22 protein-coding genes and 1 tRNA gene are annotated in these 24,352 nt (G+C 68.8%); 7 read left to right on the top strand and 16 right to left on the bottom strand.

Annotated elements, in window-relative coordinates:
• The first annotated feature begins 271 nt into the window (after window positions 1-271).
• Together ACSVDM_RS21235 and ACSVDM_RS21230 are read left to right on the top strand one after the other, a co-directional pair.
• Window positions 272-345 (top strand) — tRNA-Met (locus ACSVDM_RS21235).
• A gap of 223 nt (window positions 346-568) precedes the next feature.
• Window positions 569-1,921, top strand: coding sequence for a lipase family protein (locus ACSVDM_RS21230; protein ID WP_439267249.1), 1,353 nt, complete (start codon window positions 569-571; stop codon window positions 1,919-1,921).
• A gap of 72 nt (window positions 1,922-1,993) precedes the next feature.
• On the opposite strand, the gene ACSVDM_RS21225 is transcribed toward ACSVDM_RS21230, so the two are convergent.
• The 5 genes from ACSVDM_RS21225 to ACSVDM_RS21205 all read right to left on the bottom strand — a co-directional run bounded on the left by ACSVDM_RS21225 (window position 1,994) and on the right by ACSVDM_RS21205 (window position 6,877).
• Complete coding sequence (locus ACSVDM_RS21225) at window positions 1,994-2,251, bottom strand: HPr family phosphocarrier protein (RefSeq protein WP_067491599.1); 258 nt, start codon at window positions 2,249-2,251, stop codon at window positions 1,994-1,996.
• A 42-nt stretch (window positions 2,252-2,293) separates the two neighbouring features.
• The gene (locus ACSVDM_RS21220) at window positions 2,294-4,591 is read right to left on the bottom strand and encodes a PTS fructose transporter subunit IIABC (RefSeq protein WP_439267247.1); all 2,298 of its coding nucleotides are present in this window, start codon (window positions 4,589-4,591) and stop codon (window positions 2,294-2,296) included.
• Between the two features lie 45 nt (window positions 4,592-4,636).
• Window positions 4,637-5,620 carry a 1-phosphofructokinase family hexose kinase gene (locus tag ACSVDM_RS21215; protein ID WP_067637282.1) on the bottom strand — a complete coding sequence of 328 codons (984 nt, stop codon included), beginning with the start codon at window positions 5,618-5,620 and terminating at the stop codon, window positions 4,637-4,639.
• On the bottom strand, window positions 5,617-6,384 hold the full coding sequence (locus tag ACSVDM_RS21210; protein WP_067491605.1) for a DeoR/GlpR family DNA-binding transcription regulator: 768 nt from the start codon (window positions 6,382-6,384) through the stop codon (window positions 5,617-5,619). The genes ACSVDM_RS21215 and ACSVDM_RS21210 overlap by 4 nt, the downstream gene beginning before the upstream one ends.
• Before the next feature lie 283 nt (window positions 6,385-6,667).
• Entirely contained in the window at window positions 6,668-6,877 is a 210-nt protein-coding gene (locus ACSVDM_RS21205; RefSeq protein ID WP_067637281.1) for a hypothetical protein, read from the bottom strand.
• Between the two features lie 122 nt (window positions 6,878-6,999).
• Between ACSVDM_RS21205 and ACSVDM_RS21200 the strand changes: the two genes are divergently transcribed.
• Window positions 7,000-8,175 carry an alpha-hydroxy-acid oxidizing protein gene (locus tag ACSVDM_RS21200; RefSeq protein WP_439267245.1) on the top strand — a complete coding sequence of 392 codons (1,176 nt, stop codon included), beginning with the start codon at window positions 7,000-7,002 and terminating at the stop codon, window positions 8,173-8,175.
• Between the two features lie 138 nt (window positions 8,176-8,313).
• Window positions 8,314-9,075, top strand: a complete 762-nt coding sequence (locus ACSVDM_RS21195; protein WP_067491611.1) for a DUF6319 family protein — start codon at window positions 8,314-8,316, stop codon at window positions 9,073-9,075.
• A 4-nt stretch (window positions 9,076-9,079) separates the two neighbouring features.
• Here ACSVDM_RS21195 and ACSVDM_RS21190 read toward each other — a convergent pair whose 3' ends face one another.
• Window positions 9,080-10,582 carry a diguanylate cyclase domain-containing protein gene (locus ACSVDM_RS21190; protein WP_439267243.1) on the bottom strand — a complete coding sequence of 501 codons (1,503 nt, stop codon included), beginning with the start codon at window positions 10,580-10,582 and terminating at the stop codon, window positions 9,080-9,082.
• A 263-nt stretch (window positions 10,583-10,845) separates the two neighbouring features.
• On the opposite strand from ACSVDM_RS21190, the gene galK reads away from it, so the two are divergent.
• The 3 genes from galK to ACSVDM_RS21175 all read left to right on the top strand — a co-directional run bounded on the left by galK (window position 10,846) and on the right by ACSVDM_RS21175 (window position 14,087).
• Window positions 10,846-11,958 (top strand): galactokinase, encoded by a 1,113-nt coding sequence (galK, locus tag ACSVDM_RS21185; RefSeq protein WP_439267241.1) that lies wholly within the window; start codon window positions 10,846-10,848, stop codon window positions 11,956-11,958.
• 152 nt (window positions 11,959-12,110) lie between these two features.
• Window positions 12,111-13,832, top strand: coding sequence for a sodium:solute symporter family protein (locus ACSVDM_RS21180; protein WP_439267239.1), 1,722 nt, complete (start codon window positions 12,111-12,113; stop codon window positions 13,830-13,832).
• A gap of 12 nt (window positions 13,833-13,844) precedes the next feature.
• Window positions 13,845-14,087, top strand: coding sequence for a hypothetical protein (locus ACSVDM_RS21175; RefSeq protein WP_439267237.1), 243 nt, complete (start codon window positions 13,845-13,847; stop codon window positions 14,085-14,087).
• Here ACSVDM_RS21175 and ACSVDM_RS21170 read toward each other — a convergent pair.
• From ACSVDM_RS21170 to ACSVDM_RS21125, 10 genes are all read right to left on the bottom strand, one after another.
• Window positions 14,084-15,664: an alkaline phosphatase D family protein gene (locus tag ACSVDM_RS21170; protein WP_439267235.1), complete on the bottom strand. Its 1,581-nt coding sequence runs from the start codon at window positions 15,662-15,664 to the stop codon at window positions 14,084-14,086. The two genes, ACSVDM_RS21175 and ACSVDM_RS21170, sit on opposite strands and share 4 nt — an antisense overlap.
• A 110-nt stretch (window positions 15,665-15,774) precedes the next feature.
• Window positions 15,775-17,214 carry a PepSY-associated TM helix domain-containing protein gene (locus ACSVDM_RS21165; RefSeq protein WP_439267233.1) on the bottom strand — a complete coding sequence of 480 codons (1,440 nt, stop codon included), beginning with the start codon at window positions 17,212-17,214 and terminating at the stop codon, window positions 15,775-15,777.
• 362 nt (window positions 17,215-17,576) lie between these two features.
• On the bottom strand, window positions 17,577-18,131 hold the full coding sequence (locus ACSVDM_RS21160; protein ID WP_439267231.1) for a hypothetical protein: 555 nt from the start codon (window positions 18,129-18,131) through the stop codon (window positions 17,577-17,579).
• A gap of 49 nt (window positions 18,132-18,180) precedes the next feature.
• On the bottom strand, window positions 18,181-19,839 hold the full coding sequence (locus ACSVDM_RS21155; protein WP_439267230.1) for an acyl-CoA synthetase: 1,659 nt from the start codon (window positions 19,837-19,839) through the stop codon (window positions 18,181-18,183).
• 128 nt (window positions 19,840-19,967) lie between these two features.
• Window positions 19,968-21,611, bottom strand: a complete 1,644-nt coding sequence (locus tag ACSVDM_RS21150; protein WP_439267228.1) for an acyl-CoA synthetase — start codon at window positions 21,609-21,611, stop codon at window positions 19,968-19,970.
• 80 nt (window positions 21,612-21,691) lie between these two features.
• On the bottom strand, window positions 21,692-22,183 hold the full coding sequence (locus tag ACSVDM_RS21145; protein ID WP_067491622.1) for an ArsR/SmtB family transcription factor: 492 nt from the start codon (window positions 22,181-22,183) through the stop codon (window positions 21,692-21,694).
• A 91-nt stretch (window positions 22,184-22,274) separates the two neighbouring features.
• Window positions 22,275-22,895 (bottom strand): hypothetical protein, encoded by a 621-nt coding sequence (locus ACSVDM_RS21140; RefSeq protein ID WP_067491624.1) that lies wholly within the window; start codon window positions 22,893-22,895, stop codon window positions 22,275-22,277.
• A 101-nt stretch (window positions 22,896-22,996) separates the two neighbouring features.
• Entirely contained in the window at window positions 22,997-23,374 is a 378-nt protein-coding gene (locus ACSVDM_RS21135; RefSeq protein ID WP_067491626.1) for a hypothetical protein, read from the bottom strand.
• Window positions 23,371-23,685, bottom strand: coding sequence for a type II toxin-antitoxin system Phd/YefM family antitoxin (locus tag ACSVDM_RS21130; RefSeq protein ID WP_067491628.1), 315 nt, complete (start codon window positions 23,683-23,685; stop codon window positions 23,371-23,373). Before ACSVDM_RS21130 ends, ACSVDM_RS21135 begins: the two co-directional genes overlap by 4 nt.
• 46 nt (window positions 23,686-23,731) lie before the next feature.
• A partial coding sequence (locus ACSVDM_RS21125) for an AurF N-oxygenase family protein (RefSeq protein ID WP_439267223.1) occupies window positions 23,732-24,352 on the bottom strand: 621 nt, incomplete at its 5' end.

The following is a 24,352-nucleotide window of genomic DNA, read 5'->3' as shown; positions in this document are numbered from 1 at the left end:
GGTTTATGCGGTGTATCCGGCGGGAATGCATAAGTGCCGAGTGGTTTGTGATCGCACCGTTATGTGCCCGAGATCACGGCGAAATAGTGATACCGGTCACCGATCCGGATGCGCGCTCCGGGTTCGACCAGATTCGGGTGATGGTCATCACAATTGAACGCTCTGTCGACGATCCCATGTCCGTGAAGATCGCTCCGCAACCGCGAAAAACCCTGCCTGACCTCACGATTTGGCATCTGCGCTAACCCATGTGTAATGTTGTATTCACCGACGCGGGGTGGAGCAGCTCGGTAGCTCGCTGGGCTCATAACCCAGAGGTCGCAGGTTCAAATCCTGTCCCCGCTACAAACGAAGACGGTCCTGACCACAAGGTCAGGACCGTCTTCTTTTTTGTCCAGGCGCCGCACGGCTGAGTCTCGCGACCCTGTCGACCATCACCGCTCCCGCTGTTGACCGTCGGTGACATGTACAAGGACGCAGCCGAGACCATGTTGCCCAGGGATTCCCCGGCATAGGTTCGAGACGGCCTCGATGGCCGCGTGGGGTCGACCGCCCCACGCTTCGGCTGATGCTCCTGGGGAGGGACCACATGTCGCGGCCCGGTAGTTTGCGAACCTGCGCGATCACCGCGCTCGCCGTCGCGGCGGCGCTCACGGCAGCCCCGGCCTGGGCAGGGCCGTCGCTGGTCGACGACGTTCTGCCCGCCCCAGCGCTGCCCGCGGCATCCACACAACTGGTCAAGGACCTGCCCGCCGACGTCGCCGCCCTGTGGCAAGCCACCCGCGCCACCCCGACCGGCGACCCTCTGTTCGACGCCTGGCCCGCCGACCTCGCGGACCGGCGCCCGGGAGAGATCATCGAACAGCGCGATGTGACGGCCACGGCGGCGCCGTTCGCGGTCGTGCCGATCCAGCAGGCCGTGCTGCTGAAGTTCCGCACCACCGACTCGCGCGGCGCGCCGTCCTTCGCGACCGCGACCCTGCTCATTCCCGCTGCCGCGCCCCCGTCCGGAACGACCAGGCAGGTGGTGGTCAACGCACTGCCGATCAACTCGCTCGGCGCGTCCTGCACGCCGGGATACGGGCTCGCCCACGGTGCCCACCCGAAATTCAACATGGGCGACCTCTTCCCACCGACGATGGCCTGGGCGCTGAACCGGGGCCATGCGGTGCTCGTGCCCGATCACGAGGGACCGTTGATGGCGTACGCGGAGCCGACGGTCGCCGGGCACGCGGTGCTCGACGCGATCCGCGCGGTGCGTGCGGTGCGCCCCGAGGTATTCGGCGACAGCCGGTTCGCCGTCGGCGGATACTCCGGCGGCGCGATCGCCGCCTACGGCGCCGCCGTGCTGCAACCCGAATACGCGCCCGAACTCGGCGACGCGCTCGCCGGCGTCGCCATGGGCGGGCTGATCAGCGACTATCCCGCCATCGCCGCCCGCTTCAACGGCAGCTTCGCCTCCGGAATCCTGATGGCCGCGGGCTTCGCCGTCGCCCGCGAACACCCCGCCCTGCTCGCCCAGCTGAACCATCTCGGTCAGTGGGTGGCGACCTCGCCGATCCGCGACCTCTGCGGCGACAGCAACGGCCCGCTCGGTCTGCTCGGCCTCCCGGTGGACGTCGGGATGTCACCACCGAACCCGCTCGCCTCCGACGCGATCCGGGAGATCTTCACGCGCACCGACCTAAGCGGCCGCACCGCCGACGCGCCGCTGTACATCTATCACGGGCAATTCGATTTCGGCGTACCACCGGAGCAGGGTCTCGCCGTCGCCAGGCGGCACTGCGCCGGCGATACGCAGGTGGTCTTCCGGTCGTTGCCCACCGAACACAGCCTCGGGATGATGGCGGGCTGGCCCGGTGCGATGGAGTGGATGGATGCCCGGCTGACCGGGACACCAGCGCCGCGAGAGTGTCCCTGACCGTGGCCGTGCGGCAAAGCCGACGGCGCCGCCCCTGGTGGGAGTCGGCGCCGTCGGCGGTAGGGCGGGTGGTCAGGCGTCGAGGTCGCTGGCCACCAGTTCGGCGATCTTGTCGAGCGTCGGCTGATCGTCGGAGCTGATGACGACCTCCGCGCCCTGACCCGCGCCGAGGGTCATGATCATCAGCGCCGACCCGGCATCGACCGGATCACCGCCCGTGAGCGCGATGGTGACGGGCACACCCGCCGCGCCCACCGCCTCCGCGATCAGGGCGGCGGGGCGCGCGTGCAGGCCGACCGAGGAGCCGACGGTGACGGTGGTGCTTGGCATGGGTTTCTCCTTGTTGTGCGAGGTGACGTTGTGCGAGGGGGCTTACGCGGTGGCCAGAGCGGGTGACTTCTTGCCGGTGAACTCCTTGGCGAGGGTGACGCAAGCGGCGCCGACGACCGTGCCCGCCAGCACCGACACGATGAACCACAGCACGTGGCCGATGGCGAAGAACACGAAGATCCCGCCGTGCGGTGCGCTCAGAGTGACCTCGGTGGCCATGACCATGCCACCGGTCACCGCGCCGCCGACCATCATCGACGGCAGCACCCGCAGCGGGTCGGCCGCGGCGAACGGGATAGCGCCCTCGGAGATGAACGAGGCGCCGAGCAGCCAGGCCGCCTTGCCGTTCTCCCGCTCGGCCTCGGTGTAGAGCCGGGGCCGCAGCGTGGTCGACAGCGCCATCGCGAGCGGCGGAACCATGCCCGCCGCCATCACCGCGGCCATGATCCGCAAGGTGGTGTTGTCGGTGACCGACAGGCCCGCGGCGGCGAACGAGTAGGCCGCCTTGTTCACCGGCCCGCCCAGATCGAAGCACATCATCACGCCGAGGATCACCCCGAGCGCGATCGCCGAACTACCCGAAAGACCGCCGAGCCAATCGGTGAGCGCGTCGGTGACCGCCGCCAGCGGCTTGCCGAGCAACACGAACATCAGCACACCGACGATCAGCGACGCCAGCAGCGGAATCACCACCACGGGCATCAGTCCGCGCGCCCACGTGGGGACGGGCAGTTTGCTCACCCACAGCGCCGCGAAACCACCGATCAGACCGCCGACGAGGCCGCCGAGGAAGCCCGCGCCGACGACGAGGGCGATCGCGCCCGCCGTGAAACCCGGCGCCAGACCCGGCCGGTCGGCGATGGCGAAGGCGATGTACCCGGCCAGCGCCGGAACGAGGAAGCCGAACGCGAGCACACCGATCTGGTTGAGCACGGCCGCGAAATAGGTGGCCAGACCGCCGTCGGGCAGGTCGGTGAGCGAGTTGTTCAGCACGATGTCTTTGGCGCTGTCGGAGATCTCGTAACCGCCGAGCAGGAAACTCAACGCGATCAGCAGACCGCCCGCCGCGACGAACGGGATCATGTAGCTCACGCCGGTCAGCAGGATCTGCCGCAGCCGCGTACCCCACCCGATGCCCTTGGCCGCCGGCTCACCGGTCCTGGGTGCTGCCCCGCCGACCGTGGCGGCGCCGGGGGTCCGTGCGGCCGCGACCGCCTCGGCGATCATCGTGTCCGGTTCGTTGATGGCCCGCTTCACGCCGGATTCGACGACCGGTTTCCCCGCGAACCGGCTCCGATCCTTCACTCCCACATCGGTGGCGAAGATGACCGCGTCGGCGTCGGTGATGGTTCCCGGATCGAGTTTGTCCCCGCCGCTGGATCCCTGCGTCTCCACCGCGAGGTCGACGCCTGCCCGCTCCGCGGCGGCGGCGAGGGAATCGGCGGCCATATAGGTGTGGGCGATGCCGGTCGGGCAGGCCGTGACCGCCACGATCTTCATCGGTGTTCCTGCGCCGGCGGTCTCACTCGCGTCGCCTCGACGAGTCGTGCCGTCGGCACCCGCCGCAGCAGCGGCTGCCGCTGCTCCCCCGGCTGCCGCTGCTCCACCGGTCGCCGCCTTGTTCAGGTCAGTCGCGTCAGCAGGGGTACCCGCGCCACCGCTCGATTCCGCATGACCGGCGGCATCGGATGAGTCAGCAGCATCCTCACCGGGCGCGGAAGTCCCTCCCGTATCGGTCGCGCCCGCGCCGGACGATGAGGCAGTGGCCGCACCCGTACCGACAGCATCGGTCGTGTCGGCTGCCGTTGATGCCGCACCAGTGGCACTGGTCGCACCCGCTGCCGAAACGCCCGCGCCCGTGGTCGTGGGGGCGCTGGACGCGGGCGGGGGATTGATGACCCCGTCGACCAACGCGACAACCTCGGCGGGTGTGGCGGCCGAGCGAAGGTCGTTGACGAAGGCAGGGCGGACCAGCGCCCGAGCCAGGGACGACAGCAGCTTCATGTGGTCCGCACCCGCGCCTTCGGGGGCGGCGATGAGGAACACCAGGTCGGCCGGTCCGTCGGGTGCGCCGAAGTCGACGCCGGGAGAGAGCCGGGCGAAGGCGAGCGAGGGGGCGGTGACGGCAGCGGCCCGGCAGTGCGGGATGGCGATGCCGCCGGGTAATCCGGTCGCCGATTGGGCCTCCCGGTTCAGCGCGGCTTCGCTGACGGCGCCCGCGTCGGTGGCCCGGCCCTGCGCGGCCAGGGTGCCCGCCAGTGCGGTGATGACCGATTGCTTGTCGGCGCCGAAGTCGGCGTCGAGCGTGACCAGGTCTTGGGTGATGATCGAATCGGCCATCGTCGTGTCTTTCCGGTGTCGGGTGGAGCGGGATCGAACGGGAGGTCAGCTGGTCGCGGTGTCGCCCAGTGCCTTCGGCAGCGCGTCCGGGAGCGGGTGGGCCATGACGGCTTCGAGCAGGATGTCGGCGGGCCCCGGCAGTTCCGTACCGGGCAGCGCGGTGGCGGCGCTGCCGTAGGCGACGGCGGCGCGCAGCCGATCGGCCGGGTCGAGGCCCGCCAGATCGGCGAGCAGGTACCCCGCCAGTGCGGAATCGCCGGCACCGACCGTGCTGCGCGCGACGATCGGCGGCGCACCGGCGAACCAGGCGCCCTCGGCGGTGACCAGCACCGCTCCCGCCGCACCGAGGGTGGCGAGCACGGCACCGACGCCGTGCTCGATCAGTGACGTGGCGGCCTGCGCCGCGGCCGTGGGATTCTCGAGGTCGACAGCGTCGAGGCCCGTGAGCTGGGCCAGCTCCTCGCTGTTCGGTTTGATGAGATCCGGTGCGGCAGAGCCGGGTTCGTCGAAGAGGGCGAGCAAGGGTGCCTCGGAGGTGTCGACCGCGATCCTGGCCGAGCCGGTGGCCGACAGCTCACCCACGAGCCGCGCGTACCAATCCACGGGCACACCGGGCGGCAACGAACCGGACAGCACGACCCACGAAGCGCCCGCGGCTGCTTCCGCCAGCGCGCCGGCGAGTGCGTCGAGTTCCGGTGCTCGCAGCGGATGCCCGGGCTCGTTGATTTTCGTTGTGGTGCCGTCGATTTCGGCGATCGTGAGATTGGTCCGTGGGGCGCCACCGGTCGGCACGGCACGGAACGCCATGCCCGCGCCGCGCAATCCGCTCACCACCGGGTCGTCCTCGGTGCCCGGCAGTACGGCGAGCGCGGAAACCCCGCCCGAGGTGAGCACGCGTGCCACGTTGACGCCCTTGCCGCCGGGCTGGGAGGTGACGTTCGCCGCGCGGTGCACCTGCCCTCGGCGCAGCGGTTCGGTGAGTGTCACCGTCCGGTCGACACTCGGGTTCGCGGTCAGTGTGACGATCATGCGAGCACCACTTCGATTCCCTCGGCGATCAGTTTGTCGTGTGCGGCGGACGGAATGTCGGTGTCGGTGACCAGCACGTCGATATCGGCGGTGGTACCGAAGCTCACGAAGTCCTCGCGCCCGATCTTGGAGGCGTCGGCGACGACGACCACGCGGTCGGCGGCCGCGATCATGGCCCGCTTCACGGCGGCCTCCTCCGGGTCGGGGGTGGACAGCCCGTGCCGAACGGTGAGCGCGTTGGTACCGACGAAGGCGACGTCGACGCGCAATTCGCCGAGTACGCGCAGGGTTTCGGCTCCGACGGCGGCCTGGGTGACACCGCGCACGCGCCCACCGAGCAGATGCGTCCGCACCCCGGCGTACCCGGTGAGGCGCGTGGCGACGGGCAGCGAGTTGGTGACGGCGACCAGATCCAGATCGACCGGAAGGGCGGCCGCGACCCGCGAGGTCGTCGTGCCCGCGTCGAACAGCACGCTGCCACCGGACGCGGGCAGGTAGCGCTGGGCGAGTTCGGCGATGCGGTCCTTCTCGGCGGCGCGGGTGCTGTCGCGTTCGACGGTGCCCAGCTCGATGGTGGTGAGCGCGCCCGCCCCGACCGCTCCGCCGTGCACCCGCCGGATCAGGCCGAGCCGGTCGAGTACGGCCAGGTCGCGCCGGACGGTTTCGGTGGTCACCCCGTATTTGTCGGCGAGTTCGGCGACGGAGACGCGACCGTGCTGCCCGACGAGGGTCGCGATGGCCTGCTGCCGTTCCTCGGCGTACATGGTTCCTCCGGTTCGTGAATGTGTGCTCATGTTGTTTTATGCCCACTTGTGTGGCTTTGTCAACGACTTTTGGTGAGCCGAGTCACAATCGTTGCCGACGGGCATGACGAGGCCGCGGCAGCCGGGGGAGAGAGACATCCGCATAACGCGGGCAGAACAGGAGGCGGCCGCACAATCGGGGCCGGGATGGGGCCGCGCGATGGGGCCTGCGCACGGCTGCGCGCTCTAGCGGCGCGTGAGCCGGAAGGGCCGAGCGTCGAACGCTCGGATCAAGAGGGGAGGGTCAGTCGAAGCCGAGGTCGCTGGTGAGCGGATCGCGTAACGCGCCTTCGGCGGCGCGTAGTCGATCGGTGACGGAGGTGAGCAGATCCATCGAATCCTGGGACAGGCCGAGGGCGAGCCGGGTCAGGTGGCGCACGCGGTCGCAGTTGATGCGTTCGGCCAGTGCTACATCCGGATCGGCGGGAGCGGCCGAGTGTTCGACGACGGTCACGACAGGGGCACTCACAATCTCGGAACGCGCTGCTGGGGGTAGGTGCTGCCTACGTTGGAGTATGACGCACCTTACATGGCCCCGGCGGCGCGCGAGGGCGGGTCGCGTGCGAAAGTTCAGCGATGAGTCAGTTCGCCGACTATCAGAACGAGATCTATCTCACCGCGCTCGGGGGCGTTCTGCCCGAATTCCCCATGGACTACGCCACTCTCGAGCGTAAGGCCACCGCCGCCCTGCCCGATACGCTGCTGCATTACATCGCCGGTGGCGCCGGTGACGAGCTCACCCAGCGCCGCAACGCCGAAGCCTTCGCCGACTGGGGGCTGCTGCCGCGCATGCTGGTCGGCGCGACTGAACGCGACCTCACCGTCAGCGCGTTCGGGCACACCTTCGCCAGTCCGTTGTTCCTGGCGCCGGTCGGCGTCATCGGCCTGGTCGGCGAGCAGGGACACGGTGACATCGCGATCGCCAAGGCTTCGGCGGAAACCGGTGTGCCCGCGATGTATTCGACGCTGATGGAAGATCCCCTGGAAGAGGTGCGCCCGCACGCGGGTGACACCCCGTCGTTCTTCCAGCTCTACACCCCCAAGAACCGTGAACTCGCGGAAAGCCTCGTGCACCGCGCCGAAGCCGCGGGTTACGCGGGCATCACCGTCACCCTCGACACCTGGGTGCCCGGCTGGCGCCCCCGCGACCTGTCCAGCGGCAACTTCCCGCAGCTGCGTGGCCATGTGCTGAAGAACTACACCAGCGACCCGGTGTTCCAGGCGATGGTCGGTTCCGACGACCCGAAGATGATTGTGCTGCACTGGGTTTCGACCTTCGGTCACTCGCTGACCTGGGACGACCTGACCTGGCTGCGCTCGCTCACCGACCTGCCGCTGATCCTCAAGGGCATCTCGCATCCCGACGACGCGCGCCGGGCCATCGACCTCGGCGCCGACGGCATCTACTGCTCCAATCACGGTGGGCGCCAGGCCAACGGCGGGCTGAGCGCGCTGGAAACCCTGCCCGAGGTCGCCGCCGCGTGTGACGGCCGGGTGCCGGTGCTGTTCGACTCCGGCGTGCGGTCGGGAGCCGACGTGGTGAAGGCGCTCGGACTCGGTGCGACGATGGTCGGTATCGGCAGGCCCTACGTCTACGCGCTGGCCCTGGGCGGGGTACGCGGTCTGGTGCATCTGCTGCGGGCCTACGCCGCCGAGGCCGACCTGCTGTTGGCCGTCAACGGCTACCCCGATGTGGCCGCCGTGCGCGCCAACATCCGCCCGAGCATCCACGGCAACGCCACCCGCGGCTGAGGTCCTCGGCCCCCAGAATCCGCTCCCGGGGCGGGTTTTGGGGGCAGGCCAACGGCCTCGACCGGAACTTGTCGGTGGGGTGCGGCATCATCAGGGGCACACCACGCTCTAGCACGCACCAACCTCCCGGAGTCCACGATGTCCTCGCCGAGCACCAAGTCCGCATCCCGTCGATCAGCTCCTCCGGTCCTGTCCGAGGCCGAGCTCGCGCGCATCGCAGGCGAGCTGGCCGAGGGCAAACCTCCGATGGTGTGGTTCACCTCTGCGGCCGTCGGCATCGAGGAGGGCAAGTCCGGCAAGATCGTCGCGCTCGGTGACCCGGCCGACGGCGACTTCCTGCAGGTGCGCCCGACCGGTTCCAAAGATGTGCTCTCGTTCGGCCCGAGCGAGGTGACGCTGACCAAGCCGGCCCGCGGGACTACCGTTGCGCCCGGCGGCGCCAAGCCCGCCACGCACCACGTTCCCGAGCCGAGCAACCGAAAGGACACCCCCGTGACCCAGCCCTCGTCTCCGCCGAGTGCCGCGCCGAAGCCCGCCGCGCCGCGTTCGCTCGCGCCCGTGCCCGACGAGGCCACCGCCGCCGCGAAACCGGCGGCGCCGCGTCCGGCCAAGGCCACGGCGGCGCGCAAGCCCAAGGCGCCCGAGGTCACCGTCACGCTCACCGGCACCGCCGACGGCGAATGGACCGTCGACGTCGTGAACGGCAAGAAGCGCAGCGTCAAGGGGCTCGCGGTGAACAGCGGCGCGGTCGCCCAGGCGGCCAAGATCCTGCACCCGGAGGTCGAGGAAGTGGTCGCCGGGATCCTGGAAGCCGCGCGGGAGGTGCAGCAGGCCAAGGTGGCTCAGCTGCAGGCCGAACTGGAGGCGGCCAAAAGGCTGCTCGCCGAACTAGGGGACTGACACCTCACACCGCCGTACTCGTCGGGTCGGCGGCGCGGCGCAGCGCCCGCCGGAAGCCCGGCCGGTGCATGTCGTCGTGAAAAGTCAGGCCGAGGCGGTGTTCCTTGGCGTGATACATGGCCGCGTCGGCCTCGCGGATCAGGTCGTAGACGGTGGTGTCGCTGGGCCGGGTGCGCACGCACGCCACCCCGATACTGGCGGTGATGGGGATTTCCCCGCAGCTCAGCTCGAAGGGCCGCACGAACGCGCCGAGCAGATGTTCGGCGAGGACCGCCGCCTCGGCGCGGGTGCGCGGGGAGAGGACGACGAATTCGTCGCCGCCGTAGCGGGCGGTCACATCGGTGCGCCGCGCCGTGCGACGGATACGTGACGCGGCCCGCGCGATCAGCTCGTCGCCGATCGCGTGGCCGTAACTGTCGTTGACCATCTTGAAGCCGTCGAGGTCGATGAACAACAGGCACAACGGCTTTCCCGCCCACTGCGTGCGCAGCCGCTGTGGTGCGCGCAGCAGTGCCGCCCGGTTGAGCAGTCCGGTGAGCACATCGTGGTCGGCCCGGTACTGGGCGCGGCGCTCGCTGAACTGACTGCGGGCGATGGCGCGTTCGCTGCGCACGAGCACCCCGACCAGCAGCGAGGTGAGCAGCAGGCAGATCACCATCCGGTCGCCCATGCCGAGGTCGGTGCCGACCACGCTCATCAGCGAGGCGCCGACCAGCGCCACCGCGATCACGCCCGCCCGCCTGCGCGACCGGTGCGGATGGGCTTCGGCGCCGTCGCGGCTCACGTCCATCGTCGGGTGCAGCGCGGCCAGCCCCGCCAGCAGATAGGCCAGCTGGTGCGGCACCAGACCGAATGGGTTCTGAGTCGCGAGAAAGCCTGCCGCCGAAAGGCTTTCGACCACTCCCGAGACCAGCACCGCGAGCAGTGCCACATGCAGCAGCCGCAGGGCGATATCCGACCGGGCGACGGTGACGAGCGAATGTGCCAGCGCGGTGAGCAGCAGCGCGTCGATCACCGGGTAGCTCACGGCGATCACCGCGTCGACACCGGTGTTGTGGCGCAGAATCGGCGAGATCAGGAACGTCCACGACGTCAGGAGCGCGCTGATCCCGATGAGGGTCGAGTCGAGCCAGGAGTCGCACGCACCGGCGAGTCTGCGCGGCTGCAACCAGCCGACGGCGGCCAGCGCGAGGCACACGTAGGCGGCCAGGGTGCTCAGATCGTCGGCCGGGTGCCAGGTGGTGTGCGTGTCAAGTTCACGGATCGTGGTGCCCGCGGCGAAAAGGGGGATGGACGTGGCGAGCAGACACCACGGCAGCCGGTTGGCGGGCCGGAACCGGCGCAGGCCGACGCCGATCATCGTCAGACTGCCCGCGGCCACGATCAGGAGCAGCAGGAACGACAGGGGCCGCCCGCCGAGCAGTGGTGCGATCGCGATGACACCCACCGCACCGAGCGAAGGCGTCCACCAGCGCGTACTACCCCGATGTGCTGTGCCGACCTTCATCAGATCCCCCTCGATCCGCCGCGACGCGCCGATGAACGTGGAGCCGGGGAATTCGGTTCGGGGTGTCGGCCGAGGAGCACCGAGTGTCGTTGTCCGAGTGGAATTCCCGGCCGGCGGGCGCGCCGACGCTGAAAAACCTTTACAACTGAGTCGATCATGACACGTCCCGCGCCGTCGCGATGGGGATTCGGCTGCCGCATGGGTAGACGGTGTTTGATGGTCTGCAGGGGTGGTGATCGGGGGGCGGTGAGAAGGGAGTGTGGGTGGACAGGTGGATCGCGCCGGGCCGGGTCAACATCATCGGCGAGCACACCGACTACAACGACGGGTTCGTGTTGCCGATCGCGTTGTCGCTCGGGGTGGTGTGCGCGGCCGGGGCGCGTACGGACGGCCGGGTGCGGGTCGGGTCGGCGCAGCGGCCGGGTGAGGACGTCGAACTGGCCCTCGGCGATCTTGCCGGGCAACGGGATCAGCTGCCCGTCTGGGCGCGTTATCCGCTCGGTGTGGTGGGTGAATTCGTCGCGGGTGGGCGCCCGATCACCGGGGTCGATCTTCAACTCGACGGCGCGGTGCCGATCGGGGCGGGCCTGTCGAGTTCGGCGGCGTTGTGTTGCGCGGTGACCATAGCCCTGCGTGACCTGTTCGCGCCCGGCCTCGACGACCGGGCGATGGTGCGGATCGCGCGGGCGGCCGAGAACGGTTTCGCCGGTGTGCCGACCGGCATCCTCGACCAGTCCGCCGCCATCCTGTGTACCGAGGGCCACGCCCTGTTCCTCGATGTGCGTGCCTACCTGAACGGCGAAGCCGGTGCGGTGGAACAGATCCCGTTCGACCTGCGGGCCGCGGGGCTGGCGCTCATCGTCGCCGATACCGGTCACCCACACGACCTGGCCGACGGCGGCTACGCCGAGCGCCGCAACGAATGCGCGGCCGCCGCCGCCGTCCTCGGTGTCCACGCGCTGCGTGACGCCACCGAGCTGAACATGGCCCGGCTGCACGATCCGGTGTTGCGCCGCAGGGCGACCCACGTCGTCACCGAGAACGATCGCGTCCTCGACGTGGTCTCGCGGTTGCGTTCCGGCGCCGACCCGCGCGCCATCGGCCCGCTGCTCACCGCCTCCCACCGGTCACTGCGTGACGACTTCGAGGTCTCGACACCGGCGCTCGACCTCGCGGTCGACGCGGCGCTCGACGCGGGCGCCTACGGTGCGCGGATGGTCGGCGGCGGTTTCGGCGGCAGCGTGCTCGCCCTGGTCGAACGCGCCGATGCCGACCGGATCGGCGCCGCGATCGGCCGGCGCTTCGCGGCGGCGGGCCTGGCCGCGCCACGGGTGATCACGGCCGAACCGGGGGCGGGCGCCCGCAAACTGGATTGAACGGTTGCCCAATTGTTCACCCGTTTCGGGTGTGACGCGGGGCACGATCACGCACAGTGGTACCAACCGAAAACAGTTCGGCGGGCGTCGCAGCCCGCGCCGTGTGAACGACGCTCTACGCCGCCCGGTTCCCAGTCCAGGAGGGATCCACTGTGCCGCTTGCTCATTCGCCCTCGGTCGTGCTCGATGCCTCGTCGTCGCTGCGGTTGGACGCGGCTCCGGTCGATTACGCGCTTGTCGCCCTGTATTTCGTCTTCGTCCTCGGCATCGGCCTGATCGCGCGCAGCCGGGTGTCCTCCAGCGTCGACTTCTTCCTGTCCGGCCGGTCGCTACCCGCCTGGGTGACAGGCCTCGCCTTCATCTCCGCCAACCTGGGCGCGGTGGAGATCATGGGCATGTCGGCCAACGGCGCCCAGTACGGCTTCCCCACGTTCAACTACTTCTGGATCGGCGCCGTGCCCGCCATGCTGTTCCTCGGCGTGGTGATGATGCCGTTCTACTACGGATCCAAGGTGCGTTCGGTACCGGAGTTCATGCGCAGGCGCTTCGGCACCGGCGCGCACCTGGTGAACGCGCTGAGTTTCGCCGTGGCGCAGGTGCTGATCGCCGGGGTGAACCTCTACCTGCTCGGCACCATCCTGAACGTGCTGCTCGGCTGGCCGCTGTGGATCTCGGTGGCGGTCGCCGCGGTGATCGTGCTGTCGTATGTCACCCTCGGTGGCCTGTCGGCCGCGATCTACAACGAGGTGCTGCAGTTCTTCGTGATCGTCGCCGCGCTGCTGCCGCTCACCCTCGTCGGGCTGCATCGGGTCGGTGGTTGGGATCGGTTGCAGGACAAGGTGAGTGCGTCACCGGGCGGCGCCGACCAGCTGCACACCTGGCCGGGCAACGCGATGAGCGGGTTCACCGACAACTTCGCCTCGATCATGGGCATCGTGTTCGGTCTCGGCTTCGTGCTGTCGTTCGGTTACTGGACAACCAATTTCGTGGAGGTCCAGCGCGCCCTCGCCACACATTCGATCGCGGCCGCGCAGCGCACGCCGATCATCGGCGCCTACCCGAAGATGTTCATCCCGCTGATCGTGGTGATCCCCGGCATGATCAGCGCGGTCCTCGTCCCACAGATGATCGAGTACAAGCAGCAGGTCGCGGCGAACCCGGACTTCGAGGGCGATGTCACCTACAACCAGGCGCTGCTGTTCCTGATGAAAGAGGTGCTGCCCAACGGGTTGCTCGGGGTGGGGCTGGCCGGTCTGCTCGCGGCGTTCATGGCGGGCATGGCGGCCAATATCTCCGCGTTCAACACCGTGTTCAGCTTCGACCTGTGGCAGCAGTACGTGCGCAAGGACCGGTCCGACGGCTACTACCTGCGGGTCGGCAGGCTGGCCACGGTCGGTGCGACGGTGGCGGCGATCTTCACCGCGTTCATCGCGGGCGGGTTCAGCAACATGATGGACTACCTGCAGACGCTGTTCAGCTTCTTCAACGCGCCGCTGTTCGCCACCTTCATCCTCGGCATGCTGTGGAAGCGGATGACCGCGGCAGCGGGCTGGATCGGCCTGGTCAGCGGCACGCTGGCCGCCATCGTGGTGTTCGTCCTCAACGAGACGGGGGTGACCTCGCTGTCGGGGCAGGGCGCCAGTTTCGTCGCCGCGGGTGTGGCCTTCGTCGTCGATATCGTCGTCAGCGTGGCGGTGACGATGGTGACCCGGCCGAAGCCGGCCGCCGAGCTGGTGGGCCTGGTGTATTCGGAGACCCCCAAGGCGCTGCGCACCGACGCCGACGCCGACTCGTTGCCCTGGTATCAGCGCCCGGTCCTGCTCGCCGGGATCGCGCTCGTACTGGTGATCGCGCTCAATATCGTCATCGGATAAGGAGTCGTCGCAATGCTTTTCGATATCCGTACCATCATCGGTGCCCTGCTCGGTCTCTACGGTGTCGTGCTCGTGGTCACCTCACTGCTGCAGGACTCCGCCGCTCAGGAGGTGAAAACCGGTGGGGTCGACGTGAATCTGTGGGCGGGGCTCGGAATGGCGGGAGTGGCAGTGGTATTCGTCGGCTGGGCGTTGCTACGTCCCGTGCAGGTGCCCGAAGTGCCCGAACAGACGCTGGAGGACTTCACCCACTAGGCCTCGATCGTGCCGGGGATGCCGTCCTGCACGACGAAACTGGCACGGGTGCTGATGGGCGCGCCCGGCGAACGCACGTACGGCACGACCCGGAAGTCGTTGCGCCACAGCTCATGGTCGAGCTCGACCCGCACATAGCCGCGTTGCTTGTTGTAGAACCGCATGTGCGGGTTCGCGGCCAGCAGGGCACGGCCGGTGTCGGGGAAGTCCTCGCCGTCGCCGCCCGTACTGATCGACGTGCCCGTGAATTCGGTGGCAACCACCGGTGATTCGGGATCGGTGAAGTCGCGGTGCAGGTCGGCGACGTAGTTCTCGTGCCGGTCACCGGTGATCACCACCAGGTTGGCCACGTCGTGGTCGACCGCGGCGCCGAGCACGGCATTGCGGTCGGCGATGTAGCCGTCCCAGGCGTCGGTGCCCAGCAGCAGATCCGGGCCGGGATCGTAGTCGGATTCGGCCATGGCGACCTGGTTGCCGAGGATCTGCCAGCGCGCGGTGGACGCGGCGAAACCGTCGACGAGCCAGTCACGCTGGGCCGCACCGAGAATCGAGCGCCCGGCGGAGTACCGGTCGGTGCAGTCGAGCACCGCTTTGCCGTCGCCGCAGGCCTGTTCGTCGCGGTACTGCCTGGTGTCGATCATGGTGAATTCGGCCAGGTCGCCGAAGCGGTAGCGGCGATGCAGGCGGATCGAGGAACCCGACGGGAGCTGTGCCAGGCGCATCGGCTGGTGCTCGTACATCGCCTGGAACGCGGCGGCTTTGCGGCGCCGGAACAGGAACGGCAGGCGGTGCACGTCGTTGCCGAGGCCGGGATGCTCACCGGCCCAGTTGTTGTCGAGTTCGTGGTCGTCGAAGGTGACCAGCCAGGGGAACGCGGCGTGGGCGGCTTGCAGTGGCGCTTCGGCCTTGGCCTGGGCGTAGCGCAGCCGGTATCCGGCGAGGTCGACCGCCTCGCCCTCGAGCTGCGGCGGCAGCTTCACGCCGCGCCGGGCGACCACCCACGAGGACTCGTAGATGTAGTCGCCCAGGTGGACGACGAGATCGAGGTCCTCGCGGGCCATGTGTTCATAAGCGGTGTAGTAGCCCGAGCTCCACGACTGGCACGAGGCGAACGCGAATCGCATCCGCTGCGTCGGCCGGTCCGGCGGCGGCGCGGTGCGGGTGTGCCCGACCGGTGAGATGGCCGAGCCCGCGCGGAAGCGGTAGTAGTACCAGCGATCCGGCGCCAGGCCGGTCACCTCGGGATGCACGCTGTGGCCGAGCGCGCGGGTGGCCACCGCCGAACCCCGGACGACGACCTTGGTGAATCGTTCGTCCTCGGCGACCTCGTAGTCGACCGTCACCGGGTCGACCGGCATGCCGCCGTACCCGTCGGGGGCCAGCGGGTCGGGGGCGAGCCGGGTCCACAGCACCACACCGTCGGGTGCCGGTTCGCCGGAGGCCACGCCGAGGGAGAACGGTTCGCCCAGGAAACGGGGCGCGGGAAACGGTGCGCTGCTCGCCGCCGACACCCCGACCGCCGCCACGATCGACCCGGTCGCGCCGTATCGGAGGAACTGCCGCCGGTCGATCGCCATGCCCCGATCCTAAGCATCCCGCGCCTGGCGGACCGGGCACGCGGGGAAAGCGCTGGTCGCCGAGCCGAAGCGGCTGTCGGCGAGGCGGTTTCACCTCGCCGACAGCGCACTCAGCTGTTCGGGTAGGCGCGGGCGGCCAGGCCGAGCGCCACGTCGATCAGGAAGAACCCGAGCAGGCTCAGCCCGAGCAGGGGCACGAACCACCCGATCGCCACGGCCACCGCGACGAGCGGAACCGTGATCCACAGCGACGTCCTGCGCAGTACTCCGCGCCGTGGCGGCATCGGCAACGAGCCCGCGCGGGTGGGTCGCCGCTGCCACCACATCCGGTAGCCGAGGACGATCATGACCACGAGGCCGAGCATGATCGCCAGCAGCAACAGCTGGTTGACCAGGCCGAACAGCAGCCCCATGTGGAAGGCGATACCCCAGTTGGTGAGCTTGGCCATCAGTGGCCAGTCGGCGTAGGCGAGTCGATCGGTGACTGTGCCGTTGCCGTCGACCGCGACCGAGTCGATCGTGTAGGTGCCCGGCTTGCGTAGCTCCTTGACCCCGAAAGCGGCGGCCGATTCAGACGGAACACTGATTTCGGCGGCCTGGGTGATGCCGTTGGCCCGCGCGACCTCGTATACCCGGTCGAGTTGTGCGATCCGGACGTGCTGATCGGCCGGTGCCGGTGTGGTGCTACCGCCGCTGTGGTGGTCGCCGCCGGTCGTCGCCGGTGCGGCCGCGCCGGGGAGTGCCACGCTCACCGCCGGGGTGGTCCAGCTCATTTCCTCGCGCAGCTTCGTCACGTTCTCACCGGCATAGACCGACCAGGTCAGACCCGTCGCCGACAGCAACAGGATCACCGGAAGCGTCCACACACCGATCGCACCGTGCCAGTTCATCTTCCAGCGTTTCGGTTGCGAGAGATCCGGTGCCACCAGCCACCGCGCACCGTTGCGCGCACGACGCTTGCGCACCCGGTTCACCCACAGCACCAGCCCGAACAGGGCGATCACCCACAGCCACGAGGCCGCGAGCTCGCTGTAGAGCCGCCCGGGTTCGCCCAGGTGCAGACTCCGGTGGAATTCGCTGAGCCACGCCCGCAACGGCAGCGCGCCACCACTGCCGTAGACGACGGCCTCGCCCACCGGTTGGGCGGTGTGCGGGTCGACGAACACCGAGAGGCGTTCGGAATCACCCAGCGCGGGATCGTTGAACAGCACCCGCGTGGTTTCCCCGTCGGCCGCAGCCGGGGCGACGGCCACCAACGCGAGGTCGGGCTTGCCGGCGACCGCCGCGCCCACCTGCGCCGACAATGCTCGATCCGGCCCGGAGGTCTGCACCTGGAGCAGATCCCGCGACACGAACCCTTCGATCGTCGGCGCGATCGCATACAGCGCGCCGGTGAGTGCCGCGATCAGGATGAACGGGGCGACGAAGAACCCCGCGTAGAAATGCAGCCGCATGGCCAAGGGAGCGACCCGCATCCCGCGCCGTGCGCGAGGTGTCCGCTCACCGTCCCCGACCGAACTCCCGGCCGGACGAATATCGGTAATACTCATCATCATTCGTTTCTGAAGTAGTGAAACCCGGTGCTCACCATCGCGAGCGGCAGCCACCGCACGAGCTTTCGCCTGCGTGCTCCGCGAACACGAGGTCCGTGTTGTCGGGCACGAGCCCACCGAACCGCTTCGAGCGGCATGCCTCGACCGCCGCTGCGTGAGCCACGGTGGCCGACGTCGCGAGGCGAGCTGCCAGCCGCAGGCACGATGAACCGCCAGACCGGAGCCGCTCGAGTGCACCGACCACCGCGATCACAGCGAGCGGGCGCGCACGAAGCCGGTCGGCCGACGAGACTCACAGCCGCCGAGCACGGGTGCATGCATTGGTGACCAGTGCACGAGAACGCGCACCGGGGAAAAGGTCAGAAGGCGAAGGCGAGAGGCGGGGCTCGGGTGCGCAGGGATCGCGCGGTGAGGACGCGCAGGATGACGCGGTCGCGGTGGGTCAGGCGCAGCGGCGCGCGACCGGGAATGCGGGGGGTGCGGTAGCGCTGGGGGAGGGCGCGAGCCAGCAGGGCGCCCGCGGCGCGGTAGGCGGCTTCGGCGCCGATGACGACCACCGCGGCGAGGACGGCCGCGACGGTGTGGGCCGTGAGCATGCCGAGGCCGAGCGAATCGTCCACGTGGTGTCCGTGACCGGACCAGCTCATCGTGGTGTGACCGACGAGCTGACCACCCAGCAGCACCACCGCGAGCCCGAGCCCACCGTGACGCACCGGCCCGGCCACCAGCGCGCCGACCACGGCCGACACGGCCGCCAGCAGCACCACCGTTGTGCTGCCGGGCATCGCGCTCCCGGCGGCCAGCCCGTGGGCGGCCAGCGACAACGCACCCGACATCGAGCCCGCACAGGCACCGCGCACGCGCGCGCCGAGGGCACGCGACGGCGCGGACGCCTGCCGGAACTCGATGATCACCGGCCGATGATAAAGCACCGCCGAGACCAGGCCCGACGGTGCGACGGGATCACTGCCCGTCGATGTCCATCTCGATCAGCGGCTTGCGCAGCAGTTTGCCGGTCGCGTTGCGGGGGAGTTCGTCGAGGAAGATCACTTCGCGCGGCACCTTGTAGCGGGCCAGGTTCTGGCGCACGAAGTCCTTGATCTCGTCGGCATCCCGGGCGGAGTCGGGGCCGGGCACGACGAAGGCGCGCAGACGTTTCCCGTAGTCGCGGTCGTCGACACCGACCACGGCCGCTTCGAACACATCGGGACGGCCCGCGATGAGGTTCTCCACTTCGAGTGGGAAGACGTTCTCACCGCCGGAGACGATCATGTCGTCGTCGCGGCCGTCGATGTAGAGCAGGCCGTCTTCGTCGAAATGGCCCACGTCACCGCTGGACATCATGCCGTCGACCATTTCCTTGGTCCGGCCGTCGGTGTAGCCGGTGAAGGCGAAACCGTTGTCCACGAAGATGGTCCCGGTGACGTTCGGCTCGGTGATGGGCTTGCGGCTCTCGTCGAGCAGCACGATGCGGATACCGACCGGCGGCTTGCCCGCGGTGGTCGGCGACTTGCGCAGGTCCTCGGGGGTGGCCACGGTCATCACCGCGCATTCGGTGGAACCGTAGAGGTTGTAGAGGCTGTCGCCGAAGTAGTCCAGGCAGCGGGTCACCACATCGGGTGCGATGGCCGAGCCGGCCGCGAAGATCACCTTGATCGTGGACGGGTCGTACTTCGCCAGGATCTTCTCGTCCAGGTCGAGGATGCGCTGCAGCATCGTCGGGACGACGACCAGCGAATCCGCCCGGTACTTCACGATATTGGCCAGGGTCTGTTCCGGGTCGAACTTGCGCTGCTGGAAGATCACCCGGTTGCCCAACGCCAGACCGAGGGTGAACTGCGACAGACCGGTGCCGTGGAAGATCGGCGCCGCCATGATCATCGTGCCGTTGTAGGGCAGCGGCACCCGGTCGACGAATTGGGCCGACGCGAACGGGCTCACCTTGTCGCGCGGCGCGCCCTTGGGAGTGCCGGTGGTGCCGCTGGTCAGGATCACCATGCCGCCCGGCTTGCTCGGCGGCGTCAGCGGTTCCACCGAGCGCCCCGAGATCAGCGATTCGACCGTCGGGATCGACGGATCCACACCGTGCGCCTCGTCGACCCAGGTCAGGATGCGCGGGATCTCGGCGGGAATGGCGCTCATGAGGTCCATGAATTCGCTGTCGTGCAGCACCGCCTTGACCTTCTCGCGGGTGGCCACATCGGCGAACTGCGGTTTGGCGAAACCGGTGTTCATCAGGACCGCGCGCACGCCGAGCTTGCCCGCCGCGAGCAGGCTCAGCACCATGCCACGGTGGTCGCGCGCCAGCACCGCGATCACATCGCCCTCGCTGATGCCACTGGCGCGCAGCCCACGAGCCAGGGCGCTCGACTGCTCGTCGAGCAGCCCGAAGGTGAGCTCACCGCGTTCGTCGACGATCGCGCCCGCACCGGGTCGCGTCTGGGCGGCGTGCATGACCACACCGGCGAACGGGCCGAATTTCGACACATTGCGGAACGAGCGCGCGGCATGGTCGAGGCGCAGGGGGTTGAACAGCTTGCGGTCGACCATGACCTTGACGCCGAGGGCGAAATCGCCCGCACGCCGAGCCGTGCCGCCTAGCGCGGGCAGAGACAGAGACATCGAACAGCCTTTCGGCAGACCGAGCCCGCGTCACCGCGGGGCCGGACCGCGTCTTCGAGATCCAGTGCTGGTGCTAACAATAGCAAGCACGGGGCTCTTACTGTGTCGCCCGTCTCAGCGCTGAGACATCACTGTGACACCTCATAGTCGATGAGCACCCGGCGCAGGATCTTGCCGGTGGCGTTACGGGGCAGTTCCTCGACGAACACCACCTCGCGCGGCACCTTGAAGCGGGCCAGGTTCTCCTTCACGTGGGCCTGCAGCGCGGCGGCGTCGGGGGTCTGGCCGGGCTCGGGGACGACGAAGGCGCGCAGGCGTTTTCCGAATTCGGGGTCGTCGACGCCGACCACCGCCACATCGAACACCTGCGGGTGCTCGATCAGCAGGTTCTCCACCTCCTGCGGGTAGACGTTCTCGCCGCCGGAGACGATCATGTCGTCGTCGCGGCCGTCGACCATGAGCAGGCCGGACTCGGTGAAATGGCCCATGTCGCCGCTGGACATGAAACCGTCGATGATCTGCTTGTGCCTGCCGTCGGTGTAGCCCTCGAACGGGGCACCGCTGCGCACGAAGATCCGGCCCTTGGCGCCGGGTTCGCGGACCGGCTGGTCGTTCTCGTCGTAGAGGCGGACCTCGCAGGTGATGGGGGAGCGGCCGACCGTGCCCGGCGCCTCCGCCAGCTCGGCGGGGTTGGCGATGGAGGCGATGGCCACCTCGGTGGAGCCGTAGAGGTTGTAGAGCACCGGCCCGAACACCTCGGTGGCCCGGATGCACAGTTCCGGGGTGAGCGCCGACCCGGCGAACAGGATGACCTTCAGCGACGACAAGTCGTACTTCGCGCGGACCTCGGCGGGCAGCTCGGTCATCCGGTGCAGCATCGTCGGCACGCAGACCAGCATCTCCACCTTGTGCTCGGCGATCGAGGCCAGCGTGGCCTCGGCGTCGAAGCGGCGCCGCATGACGATCTTGTTCGACAGGATGGTGCCGACCAGCCAGGTGCCGAGGCCCGTGCTGTGGAAGATCGGCGAGACGATCATCATCACGCCGCGCTTGGGGAAGGGCACCCGGTCGACGAACTGCGCGGTGGCCATCGGCGTCACCTTGGTGCGCGGCGCGCCCTTGGGCAGGCCGGTGGTGCCGCTGGTGAGAATGATGAAACCGCCCGGCTTGCTCGGCGCGGGCAGCGGCTCGGCGGAGTTGGCGGCGATCAGGTCGTCGAAAGTGGTTGCACCGGTGGGGATCTCGGCGCCCTCGTCGACCCAGGTGAGGTAGCGCGGCAGGTCGGCGGGCAGGGCGTCGAGCAGGCCGAGGAACTCACTGTCGTGCAGGACCGCGCGCACCTTCTCGCGCTCGCACACCTCGGCGAACTGCGGTTTGGCGAACCCGGTGTTCATCAGCGCGATGCGCGCCCCGAGCTTGCCCGCCGCGATCATCGACATGATGAGACCGCGATGGTCGCGAGCCAGGACCGCGATCACCATGCCCTCGCTGATCCCGGCCGCCTGCAGACCACGAGCCACCGCCGTGGACTGATCGTCGAGTTCGCGGTAGGTGAGTTCGCCGCGTTCGTCGGCCAGGGCGACCTGTTCGGGGGCGACGCGGGCGGAGTGCCGGACCAGGGTGGCCTGCGGACCGTAGATCTTGGACTCTTTCATCGTCCGCAGGGTCTCGAGCGGCTTCGTGGGATCGGAGACGCCACGCGAACGCAGAACACCGAGGGCTTTCACCGTTTCGAGAAGATGGGCCACGCTCACTCGTCTACCTCCACACATTGTTGGTCTTCGCTGCTCACGGTAGCAGTGTGGTGGCCTGCGTCACAGTGGTAAATCGGGACAATTGGGACAATTCCCAATCATCGCTGAGCGCTCGCCAGCGCGGCGAGCAGCGGAACAAGCCTGCCCTCGGGCACCTCGAAGCGGCCCAGACCCGCGGTCTGCAACCAGCCGACCGCCGCCAGCTGACGCAGATGCTGATAGATCTCGGCCGAGGTGCCCAGTTCGGCGATGGCCGCCAGGTCCGCGGCGGTGCGGCGACCGTACACGATCTCGCGCAGCAGCCGCAGGCGAACCGGATCGGCAAGGGCGGCAAGGCAATTGGCCGCTTCGATGGTCCAGATGTCGCCGACGATGGCATCGGTGGCGTACTGCGCCTGCCAGTCAACCCGCTCACCCGTCGGCAGTTTCAGCGCGCCCGCCAGCAGGACGCCGCCGTTGCGGTCGCCCGCGTCGTCGAATTCCGCGCGCAACCGCGCCACCGCCCAGGGCAGCCGCTCGTCGGTGTGCGGGGTGCCTTCGAGGGCGGCGACCCGCCGCTCCAATGCCTCGAGTCGCTCGTCCAGATCCACGCGGTCAACCTACGCCACCGCCGGATCCGCTGTTGCCCCGACGCGAACACCCCGGGACCATGCGGACCCGGGGTGTCGTTGTCGGTGCGACTCAGCGCGTGACGGCGCCGAACGACGGCTGCTGGATGTGGCCGAGCCGGTAGGCGTAACCGTCGGGCTGGCCGGCGTCGGGCCAGCGGTGCCACAGGCTGCCGTACACCGCGGCGACGATCAGGCCGCCGCCGGTGTTCAGCGGCGCGGTGCGGATGGTGGTGTCGACGGGGACGTCCATGTGTTCGGTGAGCACGGCGGTCCCGCTCTGCCCGTTCGACAGGTTCAGCCACATCACCTCGAGCTTGGCGCCGTTCTGATTCGGCGAGATGGTGCCCGGTCCGCCGAAGAAGCCGAAGCGGAAACCGTCGACATCGAGCGCGATACCCGAGCCGTACACGCCGGGTCCGCCACCGTTCTGGCCGATATCAGAGGTGGCGGGGATCTGGAACGGCTGGGCGGGCAGGGCGACATCGACCGTGCCGTCGGCGACGAGCTGGTCGAGGGCGGCGAGCGCGCCGGGGTTGTCCGCGACGGAGGTGCGCAGCTGGGACACGGCGGCAGCCACGTCGACGGTCTGGGTCTCGGTGGGTTCGGCGACGGCGGGGCCGGCGAAAACAATGGCGGCGGCGACCGAGGTCGCGGCTACCGCGGTGGTGAAACGACGCATGAAACTCTGCATAACCAGCTCTCCTAGAGTGTTCCTGGTACAGCTTTTCCTGTCGCTGGCACCGTAACGGAGACCTGGATCACGTTTATCGCCCGCCCCCGCGAAAATACAGTTCAGGGCATGGGGGCGACGTGCACCTTGTATCCGCGATACAACTCGGGTTTCGCGGTGAGCACCGGCATGTCGAGATTCTGCGCGGTGAAGACGACCGGGGCGATGAGCGGCCAATCGGTGTGATTGTCGGCGATGGGAACGGTGGTTCCCGTGCGAATGGCGCCCGCCGCGTCGAGATCGGCCCAGCGCACCGCGACCCGATTGTCGAGCAGGCGGCCGAGTTCGTCGACATTGTCGACCGCGCGCATGGCGGCCATCAGGCTCACCGTCGGCACCACCATGATGCGGCGCTGCTGGGTGAACTGGCGCATGATGACCTGCCCGAACAGCGGGGACAGGGCAAGCGAGGTGAGGGCGGTGTGGTCGGCGACGCTCACCGGCGGCTCGCGCTCGTGCCGTCGAGCGCGCCCATCACCTTGCTCAGTTTCGCCTCCGCCTCGGCGATGTCTTCGGCGGAATGCTGTTTGATCCGGTCATCGAGCCTGCCGAGGATCTGTTCGCGCAGGTCGTCGTTGAAATAGGCGGGCGGCAATGCCGCGTGCCGCAACACTTCCGCCGGTACCACTGCGACCAATTCTTTCCCCTCCCTGGTGACGATCACCGGTCGTCCGCTCGCGGACACCCCGTCGAAAACACTACCGAGCTGACCGCGTAATTCGGTCAGCGGAACACTCTCGTAATCGGCCATATCCCACTGTACATCGCTGTGTACAGTGGGATATGGCGAATTCGACTCAGGCGGCCTTGCGGGCCGGTTCGCTGCGGTACCGGGTGACGGGGCCGTCGATACCGAGCAGTCGCCACGCCAGGCGCGAAACCGGGTTCATCAGGCCGCTGTTGGTGGCCAGCGCGCGCACATCGCCGAAGATGTTGCGCATCATGGTCTGCGATTCCGGGTTCGACCAGTAGGCGTCGCGCATCACCTCGGCGGGGATGTCGAACTTCTCGACGAACTCCTTGGGCGGGGTCATGATCATGTCGAGCATGATCCGCATCGCGAGCGGGAACAGCACCGACAGCAGGGATTTGGTGACCATGTTCATGCCCGGCACGTTGCGGCGCAGGTACTCGTGGGCGAAGGAGATGTGGCGGGCTTCCTCGGCCACGTGGATCTGCATCACCCGGTGGACCATCGGATGCAGGTCCACACCGCCGCGCAGCAGCGACTTCTGCAGGTGATCGATCGGTTCCTCGCCGCCGAGGATCATCGTGAAGAACAGCTCGGGGAAGTACTTGACCGCGGGCCAGATGATCATCGTGAGCTTGCGGTCGATCGTGCCCATGCCGATCACATCGCGGTAGCCGATGCGGTTGATCATCTCCTGGAACATCATCGTGTGGTTGCACTCTTCGGC

Origin of the sequence: Nocardia sp. JW2 (assembly GCF_051843015.1) — a bacterium.
Classification (GTDB): domain Bacteria; phylum Actinomycetota; class Actinomycetes; order Mycobacteriales; family Mycobacteriaceae; genus Nocardia; species Nocardia coubleae.
The sequence above is the reverse complement of the archived record's forward strand: the minus strand, read 5'-3'. Positions and strand labels throughout refer to the sequence as shown.

What these genes read in the sequence shown, in the direction of transcription:
- ACSVDM_RS21150 (WP_439267228.1), bottom strand. Translation starts at nt 21,611, where the DNA reads ATGTGTGGAGGTAGACGAGTGAGCGTGGCCCATCTTCTCGAAACGGTG.
- ACSVDM_RS21220 (WP_439267247.1), bottom strand. Translation starts at nt 4,591, where the DNA reads ATGGCCGATTCGATCATCACCCAAGACCTGGTCACGCTCGACGCCGAC.
- ACSVDM_RS21175 (WP_439267237.1), top strand. Translation starts at nt 13,845, where the DNA reads ATGCTTTTCGATATCCGTACCATCATCGGTGCCCTGCTCGGTCTCTAC.
- ACSVDM_RS21140 (WP_067491624.1), bottom strand. Translation starts at nt 22,895, where the DNA reads ATGCAGAGTTTCATGCGTCGTTTCACCACCGCGGTAGCCGCGACCTCG.
- ACSVDM_RS21195 (WP_067491611.1), top strand. Translation starts at nt 8,314, where the DNA reads ATGTCCTCGCCGAGCACCAAGTCCGCATCCCGTCGATCAGCTCCTCCG.
- ACSVDM_RS21170 (WP_439267235.1), bottom strand. Translation starts at nt 15,664, where the DNA reads ATGGCGATCGACCGGCGGCAGTTCCTCCGATACGGCGCGACCGGGTCG.
- ACSVDM_RS21155 (WP_439267230.1), bottom strand. Translation starts at nt 19,839, where the DNA reads ATGTCTCTGTCTCTGCCCGCGCTAGGCGGCACGGCTCGGCGTGCGGGC.
- ACSVDM_RS21190 (WP_439267243.1), bottom strand. Translation starts at nt 10,582, where the DNA reads ATGAAGGTCGGCACAGCACATCGGGGTAGTACGCGCTGGTGGACGCCT.
- ACSVDM_RS21165 (WP_439267233.1), bottom strand. Translation starts at nt 17,214, where the DNA reads ATGAGTATTACCGATATTCGTCCGGCCGGGAGTTCGGTCGGGGACGGT.
- ACSVDM_RS21200 (WP_439267245.1), top strand. Translation starts at nt 7,000, where the DNA reads ATGAGTCAGTTCGCCGACTATCAGAACGAGATCTATCTCACCGCGCTC.
- ACSVDM_RS21130 (WP_067491628.1), bottom strand. Translation starts at nt 23,685, where the DNA reads ATGGCCGATTACGAGAGTGTTCCGCTGACCGAATTACGCGGTCAGCTC.
- ACSVDM_RS21225 (WP_067491599.1), bottom strand. Translation starts at nt 2,251, where the DNA reads ATGCCAAGCACCACCGTCACCGTCGGCTCCTCGGTCGGCCTGCACGCG.
- ACSVDM_RS21210 (WP_067491605.1), bottom strand. Translation starts at nt 6,384, where the DNA reads ATGTACGCCGAGGAACGGCAGCAGGCCATCGCGACCCTCGTCGGGCAG.
- ACSVDM_RS21215 (WP_067637282.1), bottom strand. Translation starts at nt 5,620, where the DNA reads ATGATCGTCACACTGACCGCGAACCCGAGTGTCGACCGGACGGTGACA.
- ACSVDM_RS21230 (WP_439267249.1), top strand. Translation starts at nt 569, where the DNA reads ATGCTCCTGGGGAGGGACCACATGTCGCGGCCCGGTAGTTTGCGAACC.